This is a genomic window from Microbacterium sp. Z12_35, assembly GCF_058310475.1.
Genome location: NZ_JBZEGJ010000001.1, coordinates 190,292 through 206,357, shown reverse-complemented (window position 1 = coordinate 206,357; position 16,066 = coordinate 190,292). Strand labels below are relative to the sequence as shown.

16 protein-coding genes are annotated in these 16,066 nt (G+C 68.5%); 4 read left to right on the top strand and 12 right to left on the bottom strand.

The window, feature by feature from the left end; all coding sequences use genetic code 11:
- Nucleotides 1–66 precede the first annotated feature (66 nt).
- From AC4FS1_RS01095 to AC4FS1_RS01080, 4 genes are all read right to left on the bottom strand, one after another.
- Nucleotides 67–474, bottom strand: a complete 408-nt coding sequence (locus AC4FS1_RS01095) for a DoxX family protein (RefSeq protein ID WP_491151909.1) — start codon at nucleotides 472–474, stop codon at nucleotides 67–69.
- Nucleotides 475–494: 20 nt separating this feature from the next.
- Nucleotides 495–1,262, bottom strand: coding sequence for an LLM class flavin-dependent oxidoreductase (locus tag AC4FS1_RS01090; RefSeq protein ID WP_491151907.1), 768 nt, complete (start codon nucleotides 1,260–1,262; stop codon nucleotides 495–497).
- 69 nt (nucleotides 1,263–1,331) lie between these two features.
- A complete protein-coding gene (locus AC4FS1_RS01085) occupies nucleotides 1,332–3,890 on the bottom strand; it encodes an ATP-dependent Clp protease ATP-binding subunit (RefSeq protein ID WP_491151906.1) in 2,559 nt (852 codons plus the stop codon).
- A gap of 86 nt (nucleotides 3,891–3,976) precedes the next feature.
- Nucleotides 3,977–4,867, bottom strand: a complete 891-nt coding sequence (locus tag AC4FS1_RS01080; RefSeq protein WP_491151904.1) for a hypothetical protein — start codon at nucleotides 4,865–4,867, stop codon at nucleotides 3,977–3,979.
- Between the two features lie 68 nt (nucleotides 4,868–4,935).
- Here AC4FS1_RS01080 and AC4FS1_RS01075 point away from each other — a divergent pair, with 68 nt between their 5' ends.
- Nucleotides 4,936–5,703, top strand: a complete 768-nt coding sequence (locus tag AC4FS1_RS01075) for an EI24 domain-containing protein (protein WP_491151903.1) — start codon at nucleotides 4,936–4,938, stop codon at nucleotides 5,701–5,703.
- Here AC4FS1_RS01075 and nhaA read toward each other — a convergent pair.
- Nucleotides 5,657–7,507, bottom strand: coding sequence for a Na+/H+ antiporter NhaA (gene nhaA, locus AC4FS1_RS01070; RefSeq protein ID WP_491151901.1), 1,851 nt, complete (start codon nucleotides 7,505–7,507; stop codon nucleotides 5,657–5,659). The two genes, AC4FS1_RS01075 and nhaA, sit on opposite strands and share 47 nt — an antisense overlap.
- 106 nt (nucleotides 7,508–7,613) lie before the next feature.
- Between nhaA and AC4FS1_RS01065 the strand changes: the two genes are divergently transcribed.
- Nucleotides 7,614–7,769 carry a hypothetical protein gene (locus AC4FS1_RS01065; RefSeq protein WP_491151900.1) on the top strand — a complete coding sequence of 52 codons (156 nt, stop codon included), beginning with the start codon at nucleotides 7,614–7,616 and terminating at the stop codon, nucleotides 7,767–7,769.
- Between the two features lie 133 nt (nucleotides 7,770–7,902).
- Here the strand turns inward: AC4FS1_RS01065 and AC4FS1_RS01060 are convergent, their stop codons facing one another.
- Nucleotides 7,903–8,367, bottom strand: coding sequence for a DUF3817 domain-containing protein (locus tag AC4FS1_RS01060; RefSeq protein ID WP_491151899.1), 465 nt, complete (start codon nucleotides 8,365–8,367; stop codon nucleotides 7,903–7,905).
- 117 nt (nucleotides 8,368–8,484) lie between these two features.
- Between AC4FS1_RS01060 and AC4FS1_RS01055 the strand changes: the two genes are divergently transcribed.
- The gene (locus AC4FS1_RS01055; protein ID WP_491151897.1) at nucleotides 8,485–9,615 is read left to right on the top strand and encodes a class I SAM-dependent methyltransferase; all 1,131 of its coding nucleotides are present in this window, start codon (nucleotides 8,485–8,487) and stop codon (nucleotides 9,613–9,615) included.
- A 36-nt stretch (nucleotides 9,616–9,651) separates the two neighbouring features.
- Here the strand turns inward: AC4FS1_RS01055 and AC4FS1_RS01050 are convergent, their stop codons facing one another.
- The 6 genes from AC4FS1_RS01050 to nrdH form a co-directional block, all read right to left on the bottom strand.
- Nucleotides 9,652–10,068, bottom strand: a complete 417-nt coding sequence (locus AC4FS1_RS01050; RefSeq protein ID WP_491151895.1) for a hypothetical protein — start codon at nucleotides 10,066–10,068, stop codon at nucleotides 9,652–9,654.
- Nucleotides 10,069–10,142: 74 nt separating this feature from the next.
- Nucleotides 10,143–10,460 carry a hypothetical protein gene (locus AC4FS1_RS01045; RefSeq protein ID WP_491151893.1) on the bottom strand — a complete coding sequence of 106 codons (318 nt, stop codon included), beginning with the start codon at nucleotides 10,458–10,460 and terminating at the stop codon, nucleotides 10,143–10,145.
- Nucleotides 10,461–10,581: 121 nt separating this feature from the next.
- Entirely contained in the window at nucleotides 10,582–11,556 is a 975-nt protein-coding gene (gene nrdF / locus AC4FS1_RS01040; RefSeq protein ID WP_491151892.1) for a class 1b ribonucleoside-diphosphate reductase subunit beta, read from the bottom strand.
- 32 nt (nucleotides 11,557–11,588) lie between these two features.
- Nucleotides 11,589–13,688, bottom strand: a complete 2,100-nt coding sequence (nrdE, locus tag AC4FS1_RS01035) for a class 1b ribonucleoside-diphosphate reductase subunit alpha (RefSeq protein ID WP_491155613.1) — start codon at nucleotides 13,686–13,688, stop codon at nucleotides 11,589–11,591.
- Between the two features lie 50 nt (nucleotides 13,689–13,738).
- A complete protein-coding gene (gene nrdI / locus AC4FS1_RS01030; RefSeq protein WP_491151890.1) occupies nucleotides 13,739–14,206 on the bottom strand; it encodes a class Ib ribonucleoside-diphosphate reductase assembly flavoprotein NrdI in 468 nt (155 codons plus the stop codon).
- A 34-nt stretch (nucleotides 14,207–14,240) separates the two neighbouring features.
- Complete coding sequence (gene nrdH / locus AC4FS1_RS01025; RefSeq protein WP_491151888.1) at nucleotides 14,241–14,474, bottom strand: glutaredoxin-like protein NrdH; 234 nt, start codon at nucleotides 14,472–14,474, stop codon at nucleotides 14,241–14,243.
- A 382-nt stretch (nucleotides 14,475–14,856) separates the two neighbouring features.
- On the opposite strand from nrdH, the gene AC4FS1_RS01020 reads away from it, so the two are divergent.
- Nucleotides 14,857–16,062: an MFS transporter gene (locus AC4FS1_RS01020; RefSeq protein WP_491155612.1), complete on the top strand. Its 1,206-nt coding sequence runs from the start codon at nucleotides 14,857–14,859 to the stop codon at nucleotides 16,060–16,062.
- Nucleotides 16,063–16,066 lie beyond the last annotated feature (4 nt).

Below are 16,066 nucleotides of genomic sequence, written 5' to 3'. Positions count from 1 at the left end.
CGCACCGCGCGTCCCCCGACGCGCGGCACCGGGCGTCCCCCGAGGCGCGCGAAGCGGGGTGCAGCGCTAGCGCGACGGCGGGCGCGTGGCCCACAGCGCCCAGGCCACGAGGATGGGCTGGAGGAAGAGCCGGATGAGGCGGGCACGGTCCGTGCGCAGGCCCGGGGCCGGCCGACCGGTGCGCCATTGATGCACGTTGCCCGGGAAAACCGCAACGAAGAAGGCCGCGATCACCGCGCCGATGCGCATCCGCTCACGCGGCAGGCCCACGACCGCCGCTCCGAGCACCAGCTCGGCCGCGCCGGAGGCCACGACGATCGCATCCTTGTCCATCCGCAGCATCCCCGGCGCCCAGTCCGGCACGACGATCCGGTAGCCGCGGCGTCCCCAGGTCAGGTGGGAGGCGCCGGCCGCCAGAAGGAGCGCGGCGAGCGCCCATCGGGCCGATGTCCGGAGGGATTCGAGGCGCAGCATGCCGACAGTGTCGCACGCGTTCAGCGCAGGCGAGCCGGCGCCGTCGCGGCGACGAAAGACAGGTACGCCTCGAGGTCCTCGGTGTCAGTCACGGCGCGGAGGACCACTTCGCCGGCTTTCTCGTACGTGGGGAGGCCCCGACGGAGCGCGGCCTCATCGGGGAAGGTCGCGGCGGCGGCGTCCACTCCCATCCGTGCGAAGTTCGCGGCGTAGTTCGGGAAGGATGCGTAACGTGCGGTCTCGGCGTCCAACCGCGGGCGCGCGCCCGCGGTAACCGCAGTCCGGACGTAGACGGCGACCTGCGCGTCGGGTGACACCGCCGCTGCTTCCTGCGCTTGCGCGACCGCCAGCTGCGGGGGTACCCAGTTCAGGAGAATGCCGTCGGCGTGCTCGGCGCCGAGTCGCCGCATCCGCGGTCCCAGTGCGCCGACGACGATGCGCGCGTCGAGGCGGCTCCGCAGCACGGCGATCGCGTCGGCGACACGCCCCACGGCCCCCGCGCGGGCGGCACCCGAACCGATGCCGAGGACGAGGCGGTCAACCGGGATGCCGGCGGCCTCGACATCATCGGCGATCTCGGCCGCGGGACGCCGGTCGACAGGGATGACCCCGGTGGCGAGCGTCAGGCGGGTGGTGGTGCGGGCCGCGGCCGCCAGCGCGGCGATCGCGTCGCCGCCGGGGGTGTCGTTCACCCACAACCTCGCGAACCCGGCATCTTCCACCGCCGGCGCGAGGCGAGCGATGAGGTCGGGGCCGAGCGAGCCTGCCACTCCCAACGAGACCGTCATGGTTCCACCCTGCCATCAAACGCCGAATGCCCCCGAGGCTGACCTCGGGGGCATTCGGCGTTTTCAGAGTCAGGCGGCTTGAGCGAAGGCGGACACCGACCGGACGGCGAGGTCGCCGTTCACGGCGTCGACCGCCACCGCACCTCCGTCGACGAGCGCGCCCGTCACGAAGAGGTCGGCGATGCGGTCATCCAGCTCGCGCTGGATCAGACGCCGCAGCGGGCGAGCGCCGTACTCGGGCTCGTACCCGTGCTCGGCGAGCCAATCCACGGCCGCCTCGGTGACCTCGAGCGTCACCTCGCGCTTCGTCAACCGCGCCTCGGTCGCGCCCAGCATCAGCCGCACGATCTGCCGCAGCTGCGGCTGGTCGAGCTTGCGGAAGAGGACGATCTCGTCGATGCGGTTCAGGAACTCCGGCCGCATGGCCTCGCGGAGCTTGCCCATGACACGGTCGCGAAGGTCCTTGTCCGACCCGAACCCGGTCGCTCCCCCGCCGTCGGCGATGAAACCGATCGCTCCGGAGCGCGACGCGAGGAACTCGCTGCCGATGTTCGACGTCATGACGACCACCGTGTTGCGGAAGTCGACCGTGCGTCCCTGACCATCGGTGAGGCGACCGTCGTCGAGCACCTGCAGGAGCAGGTTGAACACGTCGGGGTGCGCCTTCTCGATCTCGTCGAACAGGACGATCGAGTACGGGTTGCGCCGCACACGCTCGGTCAGCTGCCCGGCCTCGTCGTAGCCGACGTATCCCGGAGGGGCACCGACCAGCCGCGAGACCGTGTGCCGCTCGCCGAATTCGCTCATGTCGAAGCGGATGACCGCGGAGTCATCGTCGAACAGCGACGCGGCAAGCGCCTTGGCCAGCTCCGTCTTTCCGACACCCGTGGGGCCGAGGAAGAGGAACGAACCCACCGGCCGGTGGGCATCGCCCATGCCGGTGCGGTTGCGGCGGACGGCCTTGGCGACCGCGGCCACCGCGTCGTCCTGACCGATCACGCGTCCGTGCAGTTCGTCCTCCAGCTGTGCCAGACGCTCCCGCTCGGACTCGGTCACCCGGTTCACCGGGATGCCGGTGGCCCGGCTGATGACCGCGGCGATCTCGGGCTCGTCCACGACGGCCTCGCCGGAGCGTGCCGAACGACCGGCGGAGGTCGCCGCATCCAGCTTCTCCTGAACCTTGACGATCTCATCGCGGATGCGGGATGCCTCTTCGTAGTGCTCGCCGGAAACGGCGGCGTTCTTGTCGGCCTCGAGAGTCGCCAGGCGCTCCATCAGACCGGAAACGTCCACCTTCACTCCGAGCCGAAGCCGGAGGCGTGCACCGGCCTGGTCGATGAGGTCGATCGCCTTGTCGGGCAGCACGCGCTCGGTCAGGTAACGGTCGCTCAGCTCGACGGCGGCACGCAGCGCGTCGTCGGTGTAGGTGACGCCGTGGTGCTCCTCGTACGCTGAGCGCAGGCCGCGCAGGATCTCGACCGAGTCCTCGACCGAGGGCTCGCCCACGCGCACCGGCTGGAAGCGACGCTCCAGCGCCGGGTCCTTCTCGATCGTGCGGTACTCCTTCAGAGTGGTCGCACCCACGAGGTGGAGATCCCCCCGCGCCAGGCGCGGCTTGAGGATGTTCCCGGCGTCCATGCCACCGTCACCGGCGCCACCGGCGCCCACGACCGTGTGCACCTCGTCGATGAAGACGATGACCTCGCCCTTGCGGGCCGCGATCTCTTCCAGCGTCTGGGTGAGGCGCTCCTCGAAGTCGCCACGGTAGCGGGTGCCTGCGAGCATCGCCGGCAGATCCAGCGCGATGACGCGCTTGTCGCGCAGCTGCTCGGGTACGCGCTCCTCCACGATGGCGGAAGCGAGCCCCTCCACGATGGCGGTCTTACCGACGCCGGCCTCTCCCACGAGAACAGGGTTGTTCTTCGTACGGCGGCTCAGGATCTCGATCGTCTGCTCGATCTCGTCTGCACGCCCGATGACGGGGTCCAGCTCGCCGGCGCGCGCGCGGGCGGTGAGGTCGGTGCCGAACTTGTCGAGGTTCGGCGTCTCGCTCTGGCTCGCGGCGTCTGCCGGTGCCTCTTGCGACCCGCCGGCACCCACGGTCTCCCGCAGTCCCTGCGTGAGGGCCTCAGCCGTCACACCGGCCTGCGCGAGCACCTGCCCGGCGGGAGCGTCCTGCGCGAGGACGAGCGCGAAGAAGAGGTGTTCGGGGTCGACGTAGGTGGAGCCGGATGACCGGGCCACCTGGAAAGCGTGGAACAGGGCGCGCTGCACCGATGCGGTGACGACGGCGCCGTCCACGTCGGCCGGGGCGGATGCGGCGGGAAGCCGCTCCTCCGTGGCGCGGGCGATCGCGGCGGGGTCGGCACCGATGCGGGCGACGGCCTCCCGGGCCGGCTCGTCATCGATGAGAACGCGCAGCAGGTGCAGCGCGTCAAGCTCTCGCTGGCCGCGCTCGAGCGCGAACCGCCCCGCGTTCTGAAGCAGGGTCTGCGTGCGTGCGCTCAGGAAGCGACTGAGGTCGATCGACCGCTCCGCACGTGCACGTTCGCCGGCGAGGTACCGCGCGAGGAACTCGTCGAACGAGCTCGCGCCGTCGCCGGTGTTCGGGGTGAAGTCTTCGGGCATTCCCGTCTCCTGTAGTACTTGAGTCGTGAGCGATCAAGCTCTAACTTGAGCGCTCTGTTATCAAGTTCAACGCGGACGGTGCGACGCTATTCCCGGTTCGTGGAGAAAACGCTCGGGTCGATGTCGTCCCACAGCTCCACCGTCTGGACCAGCCAGAACACCGCGAAGAGCACCAGTGCGACAGCCTCGCCCGCGAAGACGAGGGGCCGCCCGGAGGAGGCGGCGGCAACCGCGGAGGCGCCCGAGGCGTCGAGGGCGGTGACGGCGGCGAGGAAGAGCAGAGAGACGGTGATGCCCGCCGCGATGACGGCATACACGAGACGCAGGATGCTGCGCCGCTGCGCCGACCGTGCCCAGGGGCGGAGGGCCGCCAACGCGGCCACCGCGGCGACGAGCGCGAAGAACCCCAGGGTCGCCGCGAAGTGCGCCCCGGCCACGAAGGACTCCGGCGCCAGCGTCCACCACGCCGTTCCGCCCAGCACGAGCAGGCCGGCGGCGAGGATCGTCGCCGCTCCCCCGACGGTGAGCGTCCGCTGGACCGCACCCACGACCAGGGCCGTCACGACGGCGAGGGCTCCGATCACCGACAGCGTCAGCATCCCGTTCGCCACATCCGCGAGCGCGGAAGCGGGCACGCAGGGCGTCGCGTCGGGACAGCCCGGGTCGAAACCGGGGACCGCAGCCGGCGTGACAGGCGTCGGCACGAGGGCGATCACGGGCGCCAGCACGGCGGCGAGATCCAGCAACGCCTGCTCGACGCTGCGTCCGGACAGCGCCAGAAGCGCCAGCGACACCGCGCACAGCGCACCCACGAAGACGTTGCGTGCCGGGGTGTAGTAGGCCGCGCTCACCGAACCCAGTGGCCCGCCGAGCGCCACCTGCGCCCCGATCCCTACACCGAGGAACACCAGCACCCCGATCAGGGACAGGCGCACATACCGATACGTGCGGTGTGTCGATGTGGTCCGCAGTCGCACGGCGCCTCCTCCCCCGACGGGCTCCCATCCTGTCACCGCGCTCGCACGCGGGCTGGAAGACTGGCGGTATGCGTGAATTCGCCAGAGGGGTCGGGACACTGGGGCGGGGGTTCGCACTGTGGCGCCGCATCCCCGCCGTCATGGCGCTCGGGCTCGTGCCGGCGGTCATCGTGGTCGTTCTCGTGGTGGGCGGGCTCGTCGCTCTCGCCTTCGCCCTTCCCGACATCGCCTCCGCCCTCACCCCGTTCGCCGACGGGTGGCCGGAGTTCTGGGCGGGAGCGCTGCGGATCGCGGTGTCGCTGGCCACCCTCGGCGGAGCGTTCTTCCTCGCGGCCGTGACCATCACCGCGGCGACTCTGGCCCTCGGCGAGCCGTTCTACGACCGAATCTGGCGTGCGGTGGAGCGGGAGACGACCGGTGCGATTCCCGACGCCGCTTACGGCTTCTGGCGTGCGGTGGGCGACGCGGGTCGGCTCCTCCTGCGGGGCCTGGGCGTGGCGATTCTCGCGTGGATCGTCGGCTTCGTCCCCGTGGTGGGGAGTATCGCGGGAGCGATTCTCGGCGTCACCCTCACCGGCTGGCTCCTCGCCGACGAACTGTCCTCGCGCGCCCTCGCCGCGCGCGGACTCGACCGGCGTCAGCGGCGAGCGCTCCTTCGCGCCTCCCGCCCGCGCGCTCTCGGGTTCGGGGTCGCGACGCAGCTCTGCTTCCTCATCCCCTTCGGCGCCATCGTCGTGATGCCCGCTGCGGTGGCCGGCTCCACCCTGCTCGCGCAGGACCTCCTTCGCCTCAGCGCTCCTTCGGGGCCGCCGGAACCCGGCTCTGCAGCGCGCTGATGAGCGTGGCGGAGTCGTACGGCCCCGTGTGCCGATAGCCGTTGACGAAGAACGTCGGCGTGGAGTGGAGGTCCATGATCTCCGCGTCCAAGCGGTCATCCTGGATGTGGCGCTGCACCCTCCCGGAGGCGAAGTCGCGCGCGAAGGTGTCGGGGTCGAGACCCAGCATCTCTGCGTAGCGGAAGAGATCGTCGCGCTCGAGGTGATCCTGGTGGGTGAAGAGCTTGTTCGCCATCCGTCCGAACTCGCCCTGGCGTCCGGCGGCTTCGGCCGCCTGAGCGGCCTCCTGCGCGTGCGGATGCACGTGATCCAGGGGAAGGTGACGCCAGACCCAGCGCACGTCGGCGCCGAAGTGCTCGCGCACCGCGTCGACCGACCCCGTCGCCCGGCTGCAGAAGGGGCACTCGAAGTCGCCGTATTCGACGATCTCGTACGGCGCGTCCATGGTGCCGAACACGTGGTCCCGCGTGGGGTCGACCGGTCGGGCCAGCTTCAACCCGATCGCTTGCGGCGGAACCATCCGGTCCCCGAGAGCCAGGATCGCCCAGCCGAGGAAGAACGCCAGAACGGATGCGGTGAGCACGGCGACGCGCGCGATGTCCTGGCTCTCGGGGTCGCTGATGGCGATCGGAACGAGGAAGAGGGAGATGGTGAACCCGATCCCCGACAGTGCTGCGCCGCCCGCGACCCGGTGGAAGCTGAGGCCGGGAGCGAGCTGCCCCTTTCCCAGGACGCACACGAGCCATGCCGCACCGAAGATGCCGACGAACTTGCCCACCACGAGACCCGCGAGGATTCCCCACGCGAGCGGCGAGGTCACCGCATCCTGGAGCGTCTGCCCGGTGATGTGCACCCCGGCGTTGGCCAGGGCGAAGATGGGCAGCACACCGTAGTTGATGTAGGGCCGCCATGCGGCCTGGACGCGGTCGTTGATCGAGATGGAGTCGCGCAGGCTGCGCGAGACCGCCGCCGCGTATCGGGGGTTCGGCGATTCGCGGAATGCCTGCGCCTGCTCGGCGGCGCGCTCCACGTCGCCGCGGCGGGGCGGGAAGACGGGGATGAGCAGCGCCACGGCCACGCCCGCGAGCGTCGGGTGGATTCCGGCCATGTAGATCTCGACCCATAGCGCCGCGCCGAGCACCACATAGGCCAGACCCCGGACAGGGGCGGGGAGGAAGCGCACCAGGGCCAGGAGCCCGATGAGAGCGATGGAGATCACGAAGGGCCAGACATCGAGGCCGTTGTTGTAGAACAGTCCGATTGCCAGCAGCGCACCGATGTCGTCCACCACCGCGAGGGTGAGGAGGAAGGTGCGGAGCCGTGCCGAGAATCTGGGCCCGATGATGGCGAGTGCCCCCACGAGGAAGGCGGTGTCGGTCGAGATCACGACACCCCACGCGTCCATTTCGCCGCTGTTGAGGTTGAGGAGGATGAAGATGACCGCCGGGATGATCAAGCCGGCGACGGCGGCCGCGATGGGCACCATCGCGCGCGACCGATCCGTCAGCTCACCGACAGTGAACTCGTTCTTGACCTCCAGCCCCACGAGGAAGAAGAACAGGGTCATGAGCCCCTCGTTCACGAACGCGTGCAACGTGAACGTCACCGACGCGTCTCCGGCGCCGATCGTGAGCGGCAGCTCCCACAGGTCGTGGTAGGTGTTGCCCGGCAGGTTCGCCCACACCATCGCGACGACCACGCTGCCGAGCATGATTGCGGCCGCGAGGCGGTCGCCGCGCAGGGGCTTCCTGTGGTGTCGCCCGTGAACCTGATCACTGGGGCGCGGTCGCTGGGCGGTGGTCACGTCTTCATCCTGTCTTGTCCGCCATGGGATGCGTGAGGTGCGGGGCCTCCGCGGGGATGGAACATTCGGGGCCGCTGGGCACGGTACCCTGGGTTCGGGAGGTTCCATGTACGTTATCGCGCTAATCCTGTTCCTCGGTGGAGTCTTCCTCGTGGGCATCTCCTTCGCGTTGGTGCCATTCCAGGCTCTCTTCTTCATTCTGGGCATCCTGTGCGTGTCGGCGGCCCTCGCGCTGCCCATCCACTTCAGCCGTCGCGTCTGACGCGCCGCCGCGCCCCGCGGTGTAGCCGCGCCCAGGACCGCGAGACCGCTTCTCCGCCACGAGACCGCTGACGACGGCGGTCGTCTCGTGGCGGTGATGCAGTCTCGGGGCCCGGGATGCTCCGGGGGCGAGGTCAGCGGGGTCCGCCGGGCGGGCCGATGACGAGCAGCACGACGTACAGCGCCGCCACGCCGGCGAGAAGCACAAGCGCGAGCACCCACGGTCGACGCAGGAAGAACCGCAGCATCCGGTCCAGCGGGCGCCGGTCACGCGGATCGGCGGTCTCCTCCCGCCGCCACTCCCCCGTCAGCCGGCCCGTGCGATGCAGCCACACCTCGGTGGGCACGGTCGCGTACGGGATGACGGCGCTGGCGATCGCGACCACAGTCGGCCAGGCACTCCAGCGCTGGTTGAGGGCGACGAGGATGGCGGTCGCGCCGTAGGCGAGGAACACGAAGCCGTGGATGCCGCCACCGATCGTGACGGCGATGCTCCAGCCGGCAACCGCCCGCATGATCAGACCCGCGAGAAGCAGGGTCCACGAGATCGCCTCCGCGATCGCCAGCGTGCGGAACAGCGTCAGGGGCGCGCGGAACACAGGTTCTCCTTGTCGGGTGGGTTCTCACCAGCCTATGGGCGTCCCCGGAGGGGGCCGACGCACGTCCGCCCCCGAGGGGACCGACGAACGTCCAGCGCTCGCGGGTACCGTGGGGAAGTGGAATTCTCCCTTGACGCCCTGCGCCGTGACCCCGAATCCGAACGCGAACCCGGCGACGCTGAGCTCGCTCACGATGCGGCCGATCGCCTGTTGCTGGACGCGTCCGCCGCCGCCCGCGAACCCCTCGGCCGCGATGAGATCGTCGTGATCGGAGACGTGTACGGCGCGCTCGCGCTCTCCGCCGCAGCCGAAGGCCCGTCCGGGGCCTCCGCTGTCCGGGTGCACCAGGATGCCCTGTCGGGCGAGCGCGCGCTCGGCGGGAACGCCCGCCTGACCGGCCTCGCGGATCGTGTCCGGTCGCTGCCGCTGGACGCGGATCTCGTCCGCGACGCACGCCTCGTGCTGCTGCGTCTGCCGCGCTCACTGGACGAACTCCGCGACATCGCGGGGCTCATCGCCGCGCACGCAGCGCCCGACGTCGTGGTGTTCGCCGGCGGGCGGATCAAGCACATGAGCCTCGCCATGAACGACGTCCTGCGCGAGAATTTCACGACGCTCGACGTCACGCACGCCCGGCAGAAGTCTCGCGTACTCATCGCCCGCGGACCCAAGAACGGGCATGATCCCGTGCCGAGCCGGGGCGAACACGACGGCGTCACGATCTGCGCCTTCGGCGGGGTCTTCGCGGGCGCCTCCCTCGACATCGGAACGCGGCTGTTGCTCGACCACCTGCCCTCCCCGGCGCTCCCGGCCGGCGAACCGGCCATCGACCTGGGCTGCGGCAACGGCATCGTCGCCGCGACGCTGGCGGTGCGCGATCCGGACCTGCAGGTTTACGCGTCCGACGATTCCGAGGCCGCGGTCCGATCGGCGCGTGCCACGGCCGAGGCGAACGGGATCGCCGACCGGATGACAGTGGTGCGCGATGACGCGCTCTCCCGCCTCCCGGACGCCAGCGCGTCGTTCATCGCGCTGAATCCGCCGTTCCACCGCGGCGCTGCAGTCGACGAGGGTCTCGCCTCCTCCCTGTTCGCCGACGCCGCACGGGTGCTGCGCTCGGGCGGCGAATTGTGGACGGTGTGGAACTCGGCACTGCAGTACCGCCCCACCCTCGAGCGCGTGGTCGGCCCGACGCGCCAGATCGCGCGCAACCCCAAGTTCACGGTGACGGCCTCGCGGAAGAACTGAAGGGGCTGGGGGCGGCCACCGTCAGCTCCCGCGCGATCACCCGCCGGCGCCGCCGGGATCGAGCAGCTCGCCGATCTCGGCCACCCGTACGATTCCCTCGGCCGCAGCCGCCAGCGCAGGGTCGTCGGTGATGAGGGCATCCGCCTGCAGGGACGCCACGGCGAGGTACTCCGCGAGTGCCGTGTCTTCCCAGTCGTGTTGCGCGGCGATCCGCCACGCGGTGGCTCGCGAGACCCGATCGCCGAGCAGCCGGATCTTCAACCCTGCGATCTGTTCGAGGAGCCGGCGCCCCTCGGCTTCGCCCCGGCGGCCGGCGCGCACGTCGCGATACAGGGAAGACAGAGCGTGGGAACGGAGCACCGCCGGCCCCACGAGCTGATGCCCGGAGGCGACGGGGAGCGCGTCCGTCACGATCCGGAGGGCGACAGCGGCATCGATGGCGTATCGGGTCATGACGTCATGCTCCCGCGGACCCCGGACATGCGCGCAGGGCGGATGCCGCAGCATCCGCCGCTCGCCGCAACAGCTCAGGCGACGACGTCGAAGTGTTCCACCGTGGGCTCACGGTCGACGAGGAACGCATCATCCTCGGGGTAGAACACCGCCACGGAGATGTCGGCGCCGGCGAAGGCCACGATGTCGTCCCGGGAGCGCCACAGCGACAGCGTTCGCACTTCGGTGCGCCCGTCGCCGAGGTCGCGCATCACGGCCCACGCGCCCCGGTTTCCGGGCGTGGCCCGATACTCCCGCATCCCCGTCTCGGTCAGGTAGCGGCCGTACGCGTCGCGATCGGCGGTGCGGATCCAGCCGGTCCAGCTGCGGAGAACCGTGGCGTCAGCATCCATGCCGGCAGTCTGTCACGCCCCGATCCCGGTCGCCGGGGTCGGAGAAAACGACGAAGGTCGGAGGATTCACGTGGAATCCTCCGACCTTCGTGCGATCATCCGACGCTGCGGATGCGGAACTTTAGAAGTCCCAGTCGTCGTCCTCGGTGGCCTCGGCCTTGCCGATGACGTACGACGAACCCGACCCACTGAAGAAGTCGTGGTTCTCGTCGGCGTTCGGCGACAGGGCCGACAGGATCGCCGGGTTGACGTTCGTCACGCTCGCCGGGAACATCGCCTCGTAGCCGAGGTTCATCAGCGCCTTGTTGGCGTTGTAGTGCAGGAACTTCTTGACGTCTTCGGTCAGCCCGACGCCGTCGTAGAGGTCCTGCGTGTACTGCACCTCGTTGTCGTAGAGCTCGTACATCAGCGAGAACGTGTAGTCCTTGAGGTCGGCCCGCTCGGCCTCGGAGACCCGCTCGAGCCCCTTCTGGAACTTGTAGCCGATGTAGTACCCGTGCACGGCCTCGTCGCGGATGATGAGGCGGATGAGGTCGGCGGTGTTGGTGAGCTTGGCGCGGCTGGACCAGTGCATCGGCAGGTAGAAGCCCGAGTAGAACAGGAACGACTCGAGCAGCGTCGAGGCGACCTTGCGCTTCAGGGGCGAGTCGCCACGGTAGTACTCCATGACGATCTGCGCCTTCTTCTGCAGATTCGGGTTCTCCACCGACCAGCGGAAGGCCTCGTCGATCTCCTTCGTCGAGCACAGGGTCGAGAAGATCGAGGAGTAGCTCTTCGCGTGCACCGACTCCATGAACGCGATGTTCGTGTAGACAGCCTCCTCGTGCGGGGTGATCGCATCGGGAATCAGCGAGACCGCTCCGACCGTGGCCTGCACGGTGTCCAGCAGGGTCAGGCCGGTGAACACGCGCATCGTCAGCAGCTGCTCGTCGGGCGTGAGCGTGTTCCACGACTGGATGTCGTTGGAGAGGGGGATCTTCTCCGGCAGCCAGAAGTTGTTCACGAGGCGGTTCCACACCTCGACGTCCTTATCGTCCTGGATGCGGTTCCAGTTGATGGCCTGGACAGAATCCAGGAGTTGGAGCTTCTCGCTCATCGTCTCTTCTCTCGAAATCCCTGGTCAGAGCGTTACAGCGTGCAGCTGACGCACTCGCTCATGTCGGTACCCTCGAGCGCCATCTGGCGCAGGCGGATGTAGTAGATGGTCTTGATGCCCTTCCGCCATGCGTAGATCTGCGCCTTGTTGATGTCACGCGTGGTCGCGGTGTCCTTGAAGAACAGCGTGAGCGACAGGCCCTGGTCGACGTGCTGAGTGGCGGCGGCGTAGGTGTCGATGACCTTCTCGTAGCCGATCTCGTACGCGTCCTGGTAGTACTCGAGGTTGTCGTTCGTCATGAACGCCGCCGGGTAGTAGACGCGCCCGAGCTTGCCCTCCTTGCGGATCTCGACCTTCGCCGCGATGGGGTGGATCGAGCTCGTGGAGTTGTTGATGTAGGAGATCGAGCCGGTCGGGGGCACCGCCTGCAGGTTCTGGTTGTAGATACCGAACTGCTGGATCGAGGCCTTGAGTTCGCGCCAGTCATCCTGCGTGGGGATGTGGTGTCCGGCGAACATTTCGGAGACCTTCGGGGTCTTCGGCGCCCACACCTGCTCGATGTACTTGTCGAAGAACTCCCCCGACGCGTAGGTCGAGTCCCAGAAGCCGTCGAAGGCCTGCCCGCGCTCGATGGCGAGCTTGTTCGATGCGCGCAGCGCGTGGAACAGCACCGAGTAGAAGTAGATGTTCGTGAAGTCCACCCCTTCCTCCGAGCCGTAGAACACGTGCTCGCGGGCGAGGTAACCGTGCAGGTTCATCTGGCCGAGGCCGATCGCGTGCGTGCGGTCGTTGCCCTCCTCGATCGAGCGCACCGAGCGGATGTGGCTCTGCTCGCTCACCGCGGTGAGGGCCCGGATGCTGGTCTCCACCGTCCGCGCGAGGTTGCCCCCGTCCATCGCCAGGGCGATGTTGAGCGAACCGAGGTTGCACGAGATGTCCTTGCCGATCTGGTTGTAGGACAGGTCTTCGTTGAACGTGGTCGGGCTGTTCACCTGCAGGATCTCGCTGCAGAGGTTCGACATGTTGATCCGGCCCTTGATCGGGTTGGCCTTGTTCACCGTGTCCTCGAACATGATGTACGGGTAGCCCGACTCGAACTGGATCTCGGCGAGGGTCTGGAAGAACTCACGCGCGTTGATCTTCGTCTTCTTGATGCGCGGGTCATCCACCATCTCGCGGTACTTCTCCGTGACGGAGATGTCACCGAAGGGCACGCCGTACACGCGCTCCACGTCGTACGGCGAGAACAGGTACATGTCCTCGTCGTTCTTGGCGAGCTCGAACGTGATGTCGGGCACCACGACACCCAGCGACAGCGTCTTGATGCGGATCTTCTCGTCGGCGTTCTCACGCTTGGTGTCGAGGAAGCGCAGGATGTCGGGGTGGTGGGCCGACAGGTACACCGCGCCGGCGCCCTGGCGTGCGCCGAGCTGGTTGGCGTAGCTGAAGCTGTCTTCGAGGAGCTTCATGACGGGGATGATGCCGCTGGACTGGTTCTCGATCTGCTTGATCGGCGCACCCGCCTCGCGGATGTTCGAGAGCAGCAGGGCGACACCGCCGCCGCGCTTGGACAGCTGCAGCGAGGAGTTGATGCCGCGCGAGATCGACTCCATGTTGTCTTCGATACGGAGCAGGAAGCAGCTGACGAGCTCGCCGCGCTGTGCCTTGCCCGCATTGAGGAAGGTCGGGGTCGCCGGCTGGAAGCGGCCGGAGAGGATCTCGTCGACGATCTCGGTGGCGAGCTTCTCGTCACCGTCGGCGAGGGCGAGACCGGTCATCACGACGCGGTCTTCGAAGCGCTCCAGGTACCGCTTGCCGTCGAAGGTCTTCAGCGTGTAGCTCGTGTAGTACTTGAACGCACCGAGGAACGTCTCGAAGCGGAACTTCTTCCCGTACGCGAAGTCGTTGAGCTGCTGGATGAACTCGAACGAGTACTTCTCGAGCACGGCCGGCTCGTAGTACTCCTTCTCCACGAGGTAGTCCAAACGCTCCTTCAGGGAGTGGAAGAACACCGTGTTCTGGTTGACGTGCTGCAGGAAGTACTCCCGTGCGGCGCGCTTGTCGGCGTCGAACTGGATCTTGCCGTTCTCGTCGTACAGGTTGAGCATCGCGTTGAGGGCGTGGTAGTCCATGCCGTCGAACCGCAGATCCGTCTTGAAGTCGTTCGCGGTCAATGCCGCTTCTAGTGCTGTGGATTCCACCATCGTTCCAATCCTTCGTTGACGCGCGCGACGTCGTCGGGGGTGCCGAACAGCTCGAGCTTGTACAAGTGCGGCACGGAGCACTTGCGGCTGATGATTTCGCCGGCGAGGCCGAAGTGCTCGCCGAAATTCGTGTTGCCCGCCGAGATGACTCCGCGGATGAGGCTGCGGTTGCCGGCGTCGTTCAGAAACCGGATGACCTGCTTGGGGACGGCGCCCTTCTCGACGCCGCGCCCGGAGCCCCCACCGTAGGTGGGGGTCACGAGCACGAACGGTTCGTCGACCGTGAGCGGAGCGTCGCTCGCGTGGAGAGGGATGCGCACCGCGCGGGCTCCGAGCTTCTCGATGAAACGCGCGGTGTTGCCCGACACGCTCGAGAAGTAGACCAGGAGCGGTGCGTCGGCGAGGCCTCGATGCGAGGTGGCGGAATCCGCCAACTGCGCAGTCATGGCTCGCTCCGATTCTCGAGGTCCGTCGCGAGGGTCAGGAAAGGCGGGCGGCGAGCTCGTCGATCTTGTCGGGACGGAACCCGGACCAGTGGTCCTCGTCCGTGATGACGACGGGCGCCTGAAGGTAGCCGAGCGACTTGACCTGCTCGAGGGCCGCGGGGTCCTGAGAGAGGTCGTGGACCTCGTATTCGATGCCCTTCGAGTCCAGCGCGCGGTAGGTCGCCGTGCACTGCACGCACGAAGGCTTGGTGTACACCGTGATAGCCATGATTACCTGTTTTCCCCTCAAGATCCCGACTTCCCGGAACGCTCCTGTCCCGGGAGCTCAATACTACATATGGGTGCCGACATTGGAAGTCACCACAAGGGCTAGTAGTTACATTCATGTGATTTTGCACCGCTCTCCCCAGGTACAACACATGTTGTCCACCGTTTCATCCACAGGCAGGGCCCTTTCGGGAAGCCTGGAAAAGCCCTGAATCCCGCCGCTTTCACGGGCCGTGGCGACATCTGTCCACAGGCCCGAGGCTACGGGTGGCCTCCGACACGCGGACTTCTGTGGAAAGTGCGATCACGGCGTGTCGGCCCCCGTCGGCGGGATGCCCCCGCGCTGGCCCGTCGAGGGGACGGAGTCGCTACCGTGGGATGTCGTGGCTGGTTATCGGGAGCTCCTGCGGACGCGCGGCGTCGCGCGGATCATCGCCGCGCAGCTGGCCGCCCGTTTCCCGAACGGGATGACGAGCCTCGCCGTCCTCCTCCACATCGAGCACATGACCGGGTCCTACGGCGCCGCGGGACTCGTGCTCGCCGCGACCTCGATCGGCCAGGCCATCGCGGGTCCCATCACCAGCCGTTGGATGGGCCGATGGGGGATGCGGCGGGTGCTGACCCTCACGCTCGTCGTCTGCGCCGCATCCATCGCTCTTCTCGCGCTCCTGCGTCTGCCCGTGCCGGGCTACATGGCGCTGGGGATGCTGGCGGGTCTGTCCACGCCCCCGGTCCAGTCGGCCGTGCGCACCATCTACCCCAAGATCGTGACCTCGCGTCAGCTCACGCCGCTGTTCTCCCTGGATGCGTCGTTGCAGGAGATCATCTGGATCGTCGCGCCGGTCGTCATCACCTTCGTGGCGACCCAGGTCGGCACCGTGGAGGCGCTCTGGCTGATCGTGGTGATCCTCGTCGTCGGCGGCGCGTGGTTCATCCTCTCCCCCGAGGTGGGGCGCGTCCGCATCCCACGCAGCCGCCGGAGCTTGGGCAAGGTGCTCGCCAAGCCCCCGGTGCTCCTGGCGACTATCAGCGGGTTCCTTCTCATCGCCGCGTGCTCCGCGGTGGAAGCCGGCGTCGTCGCCACCTTCGGCCACAGCGGCGCCGCCGCCGGCCTGGTCCTGGCGGTGTTCTCCATCGGGAGCCTCGCGGGCGGTCTGTCCTTCGGGGCCATCCCCCTCGGACGGTGGGCGATGGCCCGCCGTCTCGCGATCGTGGCGGTCGGCCTCGTGCTGGCGATCTTCGCCCTGGATGTGTGGTGGCTGGGCGGCACGCTGTTCCTCGCCGGCATCGGGGTCGCCCCGGCCCTGGCGGTGATCTTCGCGATCACGTCCGCCAGCGTGCGCTTCAGCGAGACGGCCGAGGCCTACGGGTGGATCGGCACCGGGCAGCTCATCGGCGCGGCAGCCGGCTCAGCCGCGGCCGGCTTCCTCATCGACGGCGTGGGACCCCAGGGCGCCTACGTCGCGGGAGCGGCCTTCGCCTTCGTCGGCGTCGTCGTGGCCGTCGCCTGCGTGCGCGGCTTCCCCGACCTGCGGCACCGCGACGCGAGCCCCATCCCCGACACCGAGCCGGTGCCCACGATCACCTGAGCAC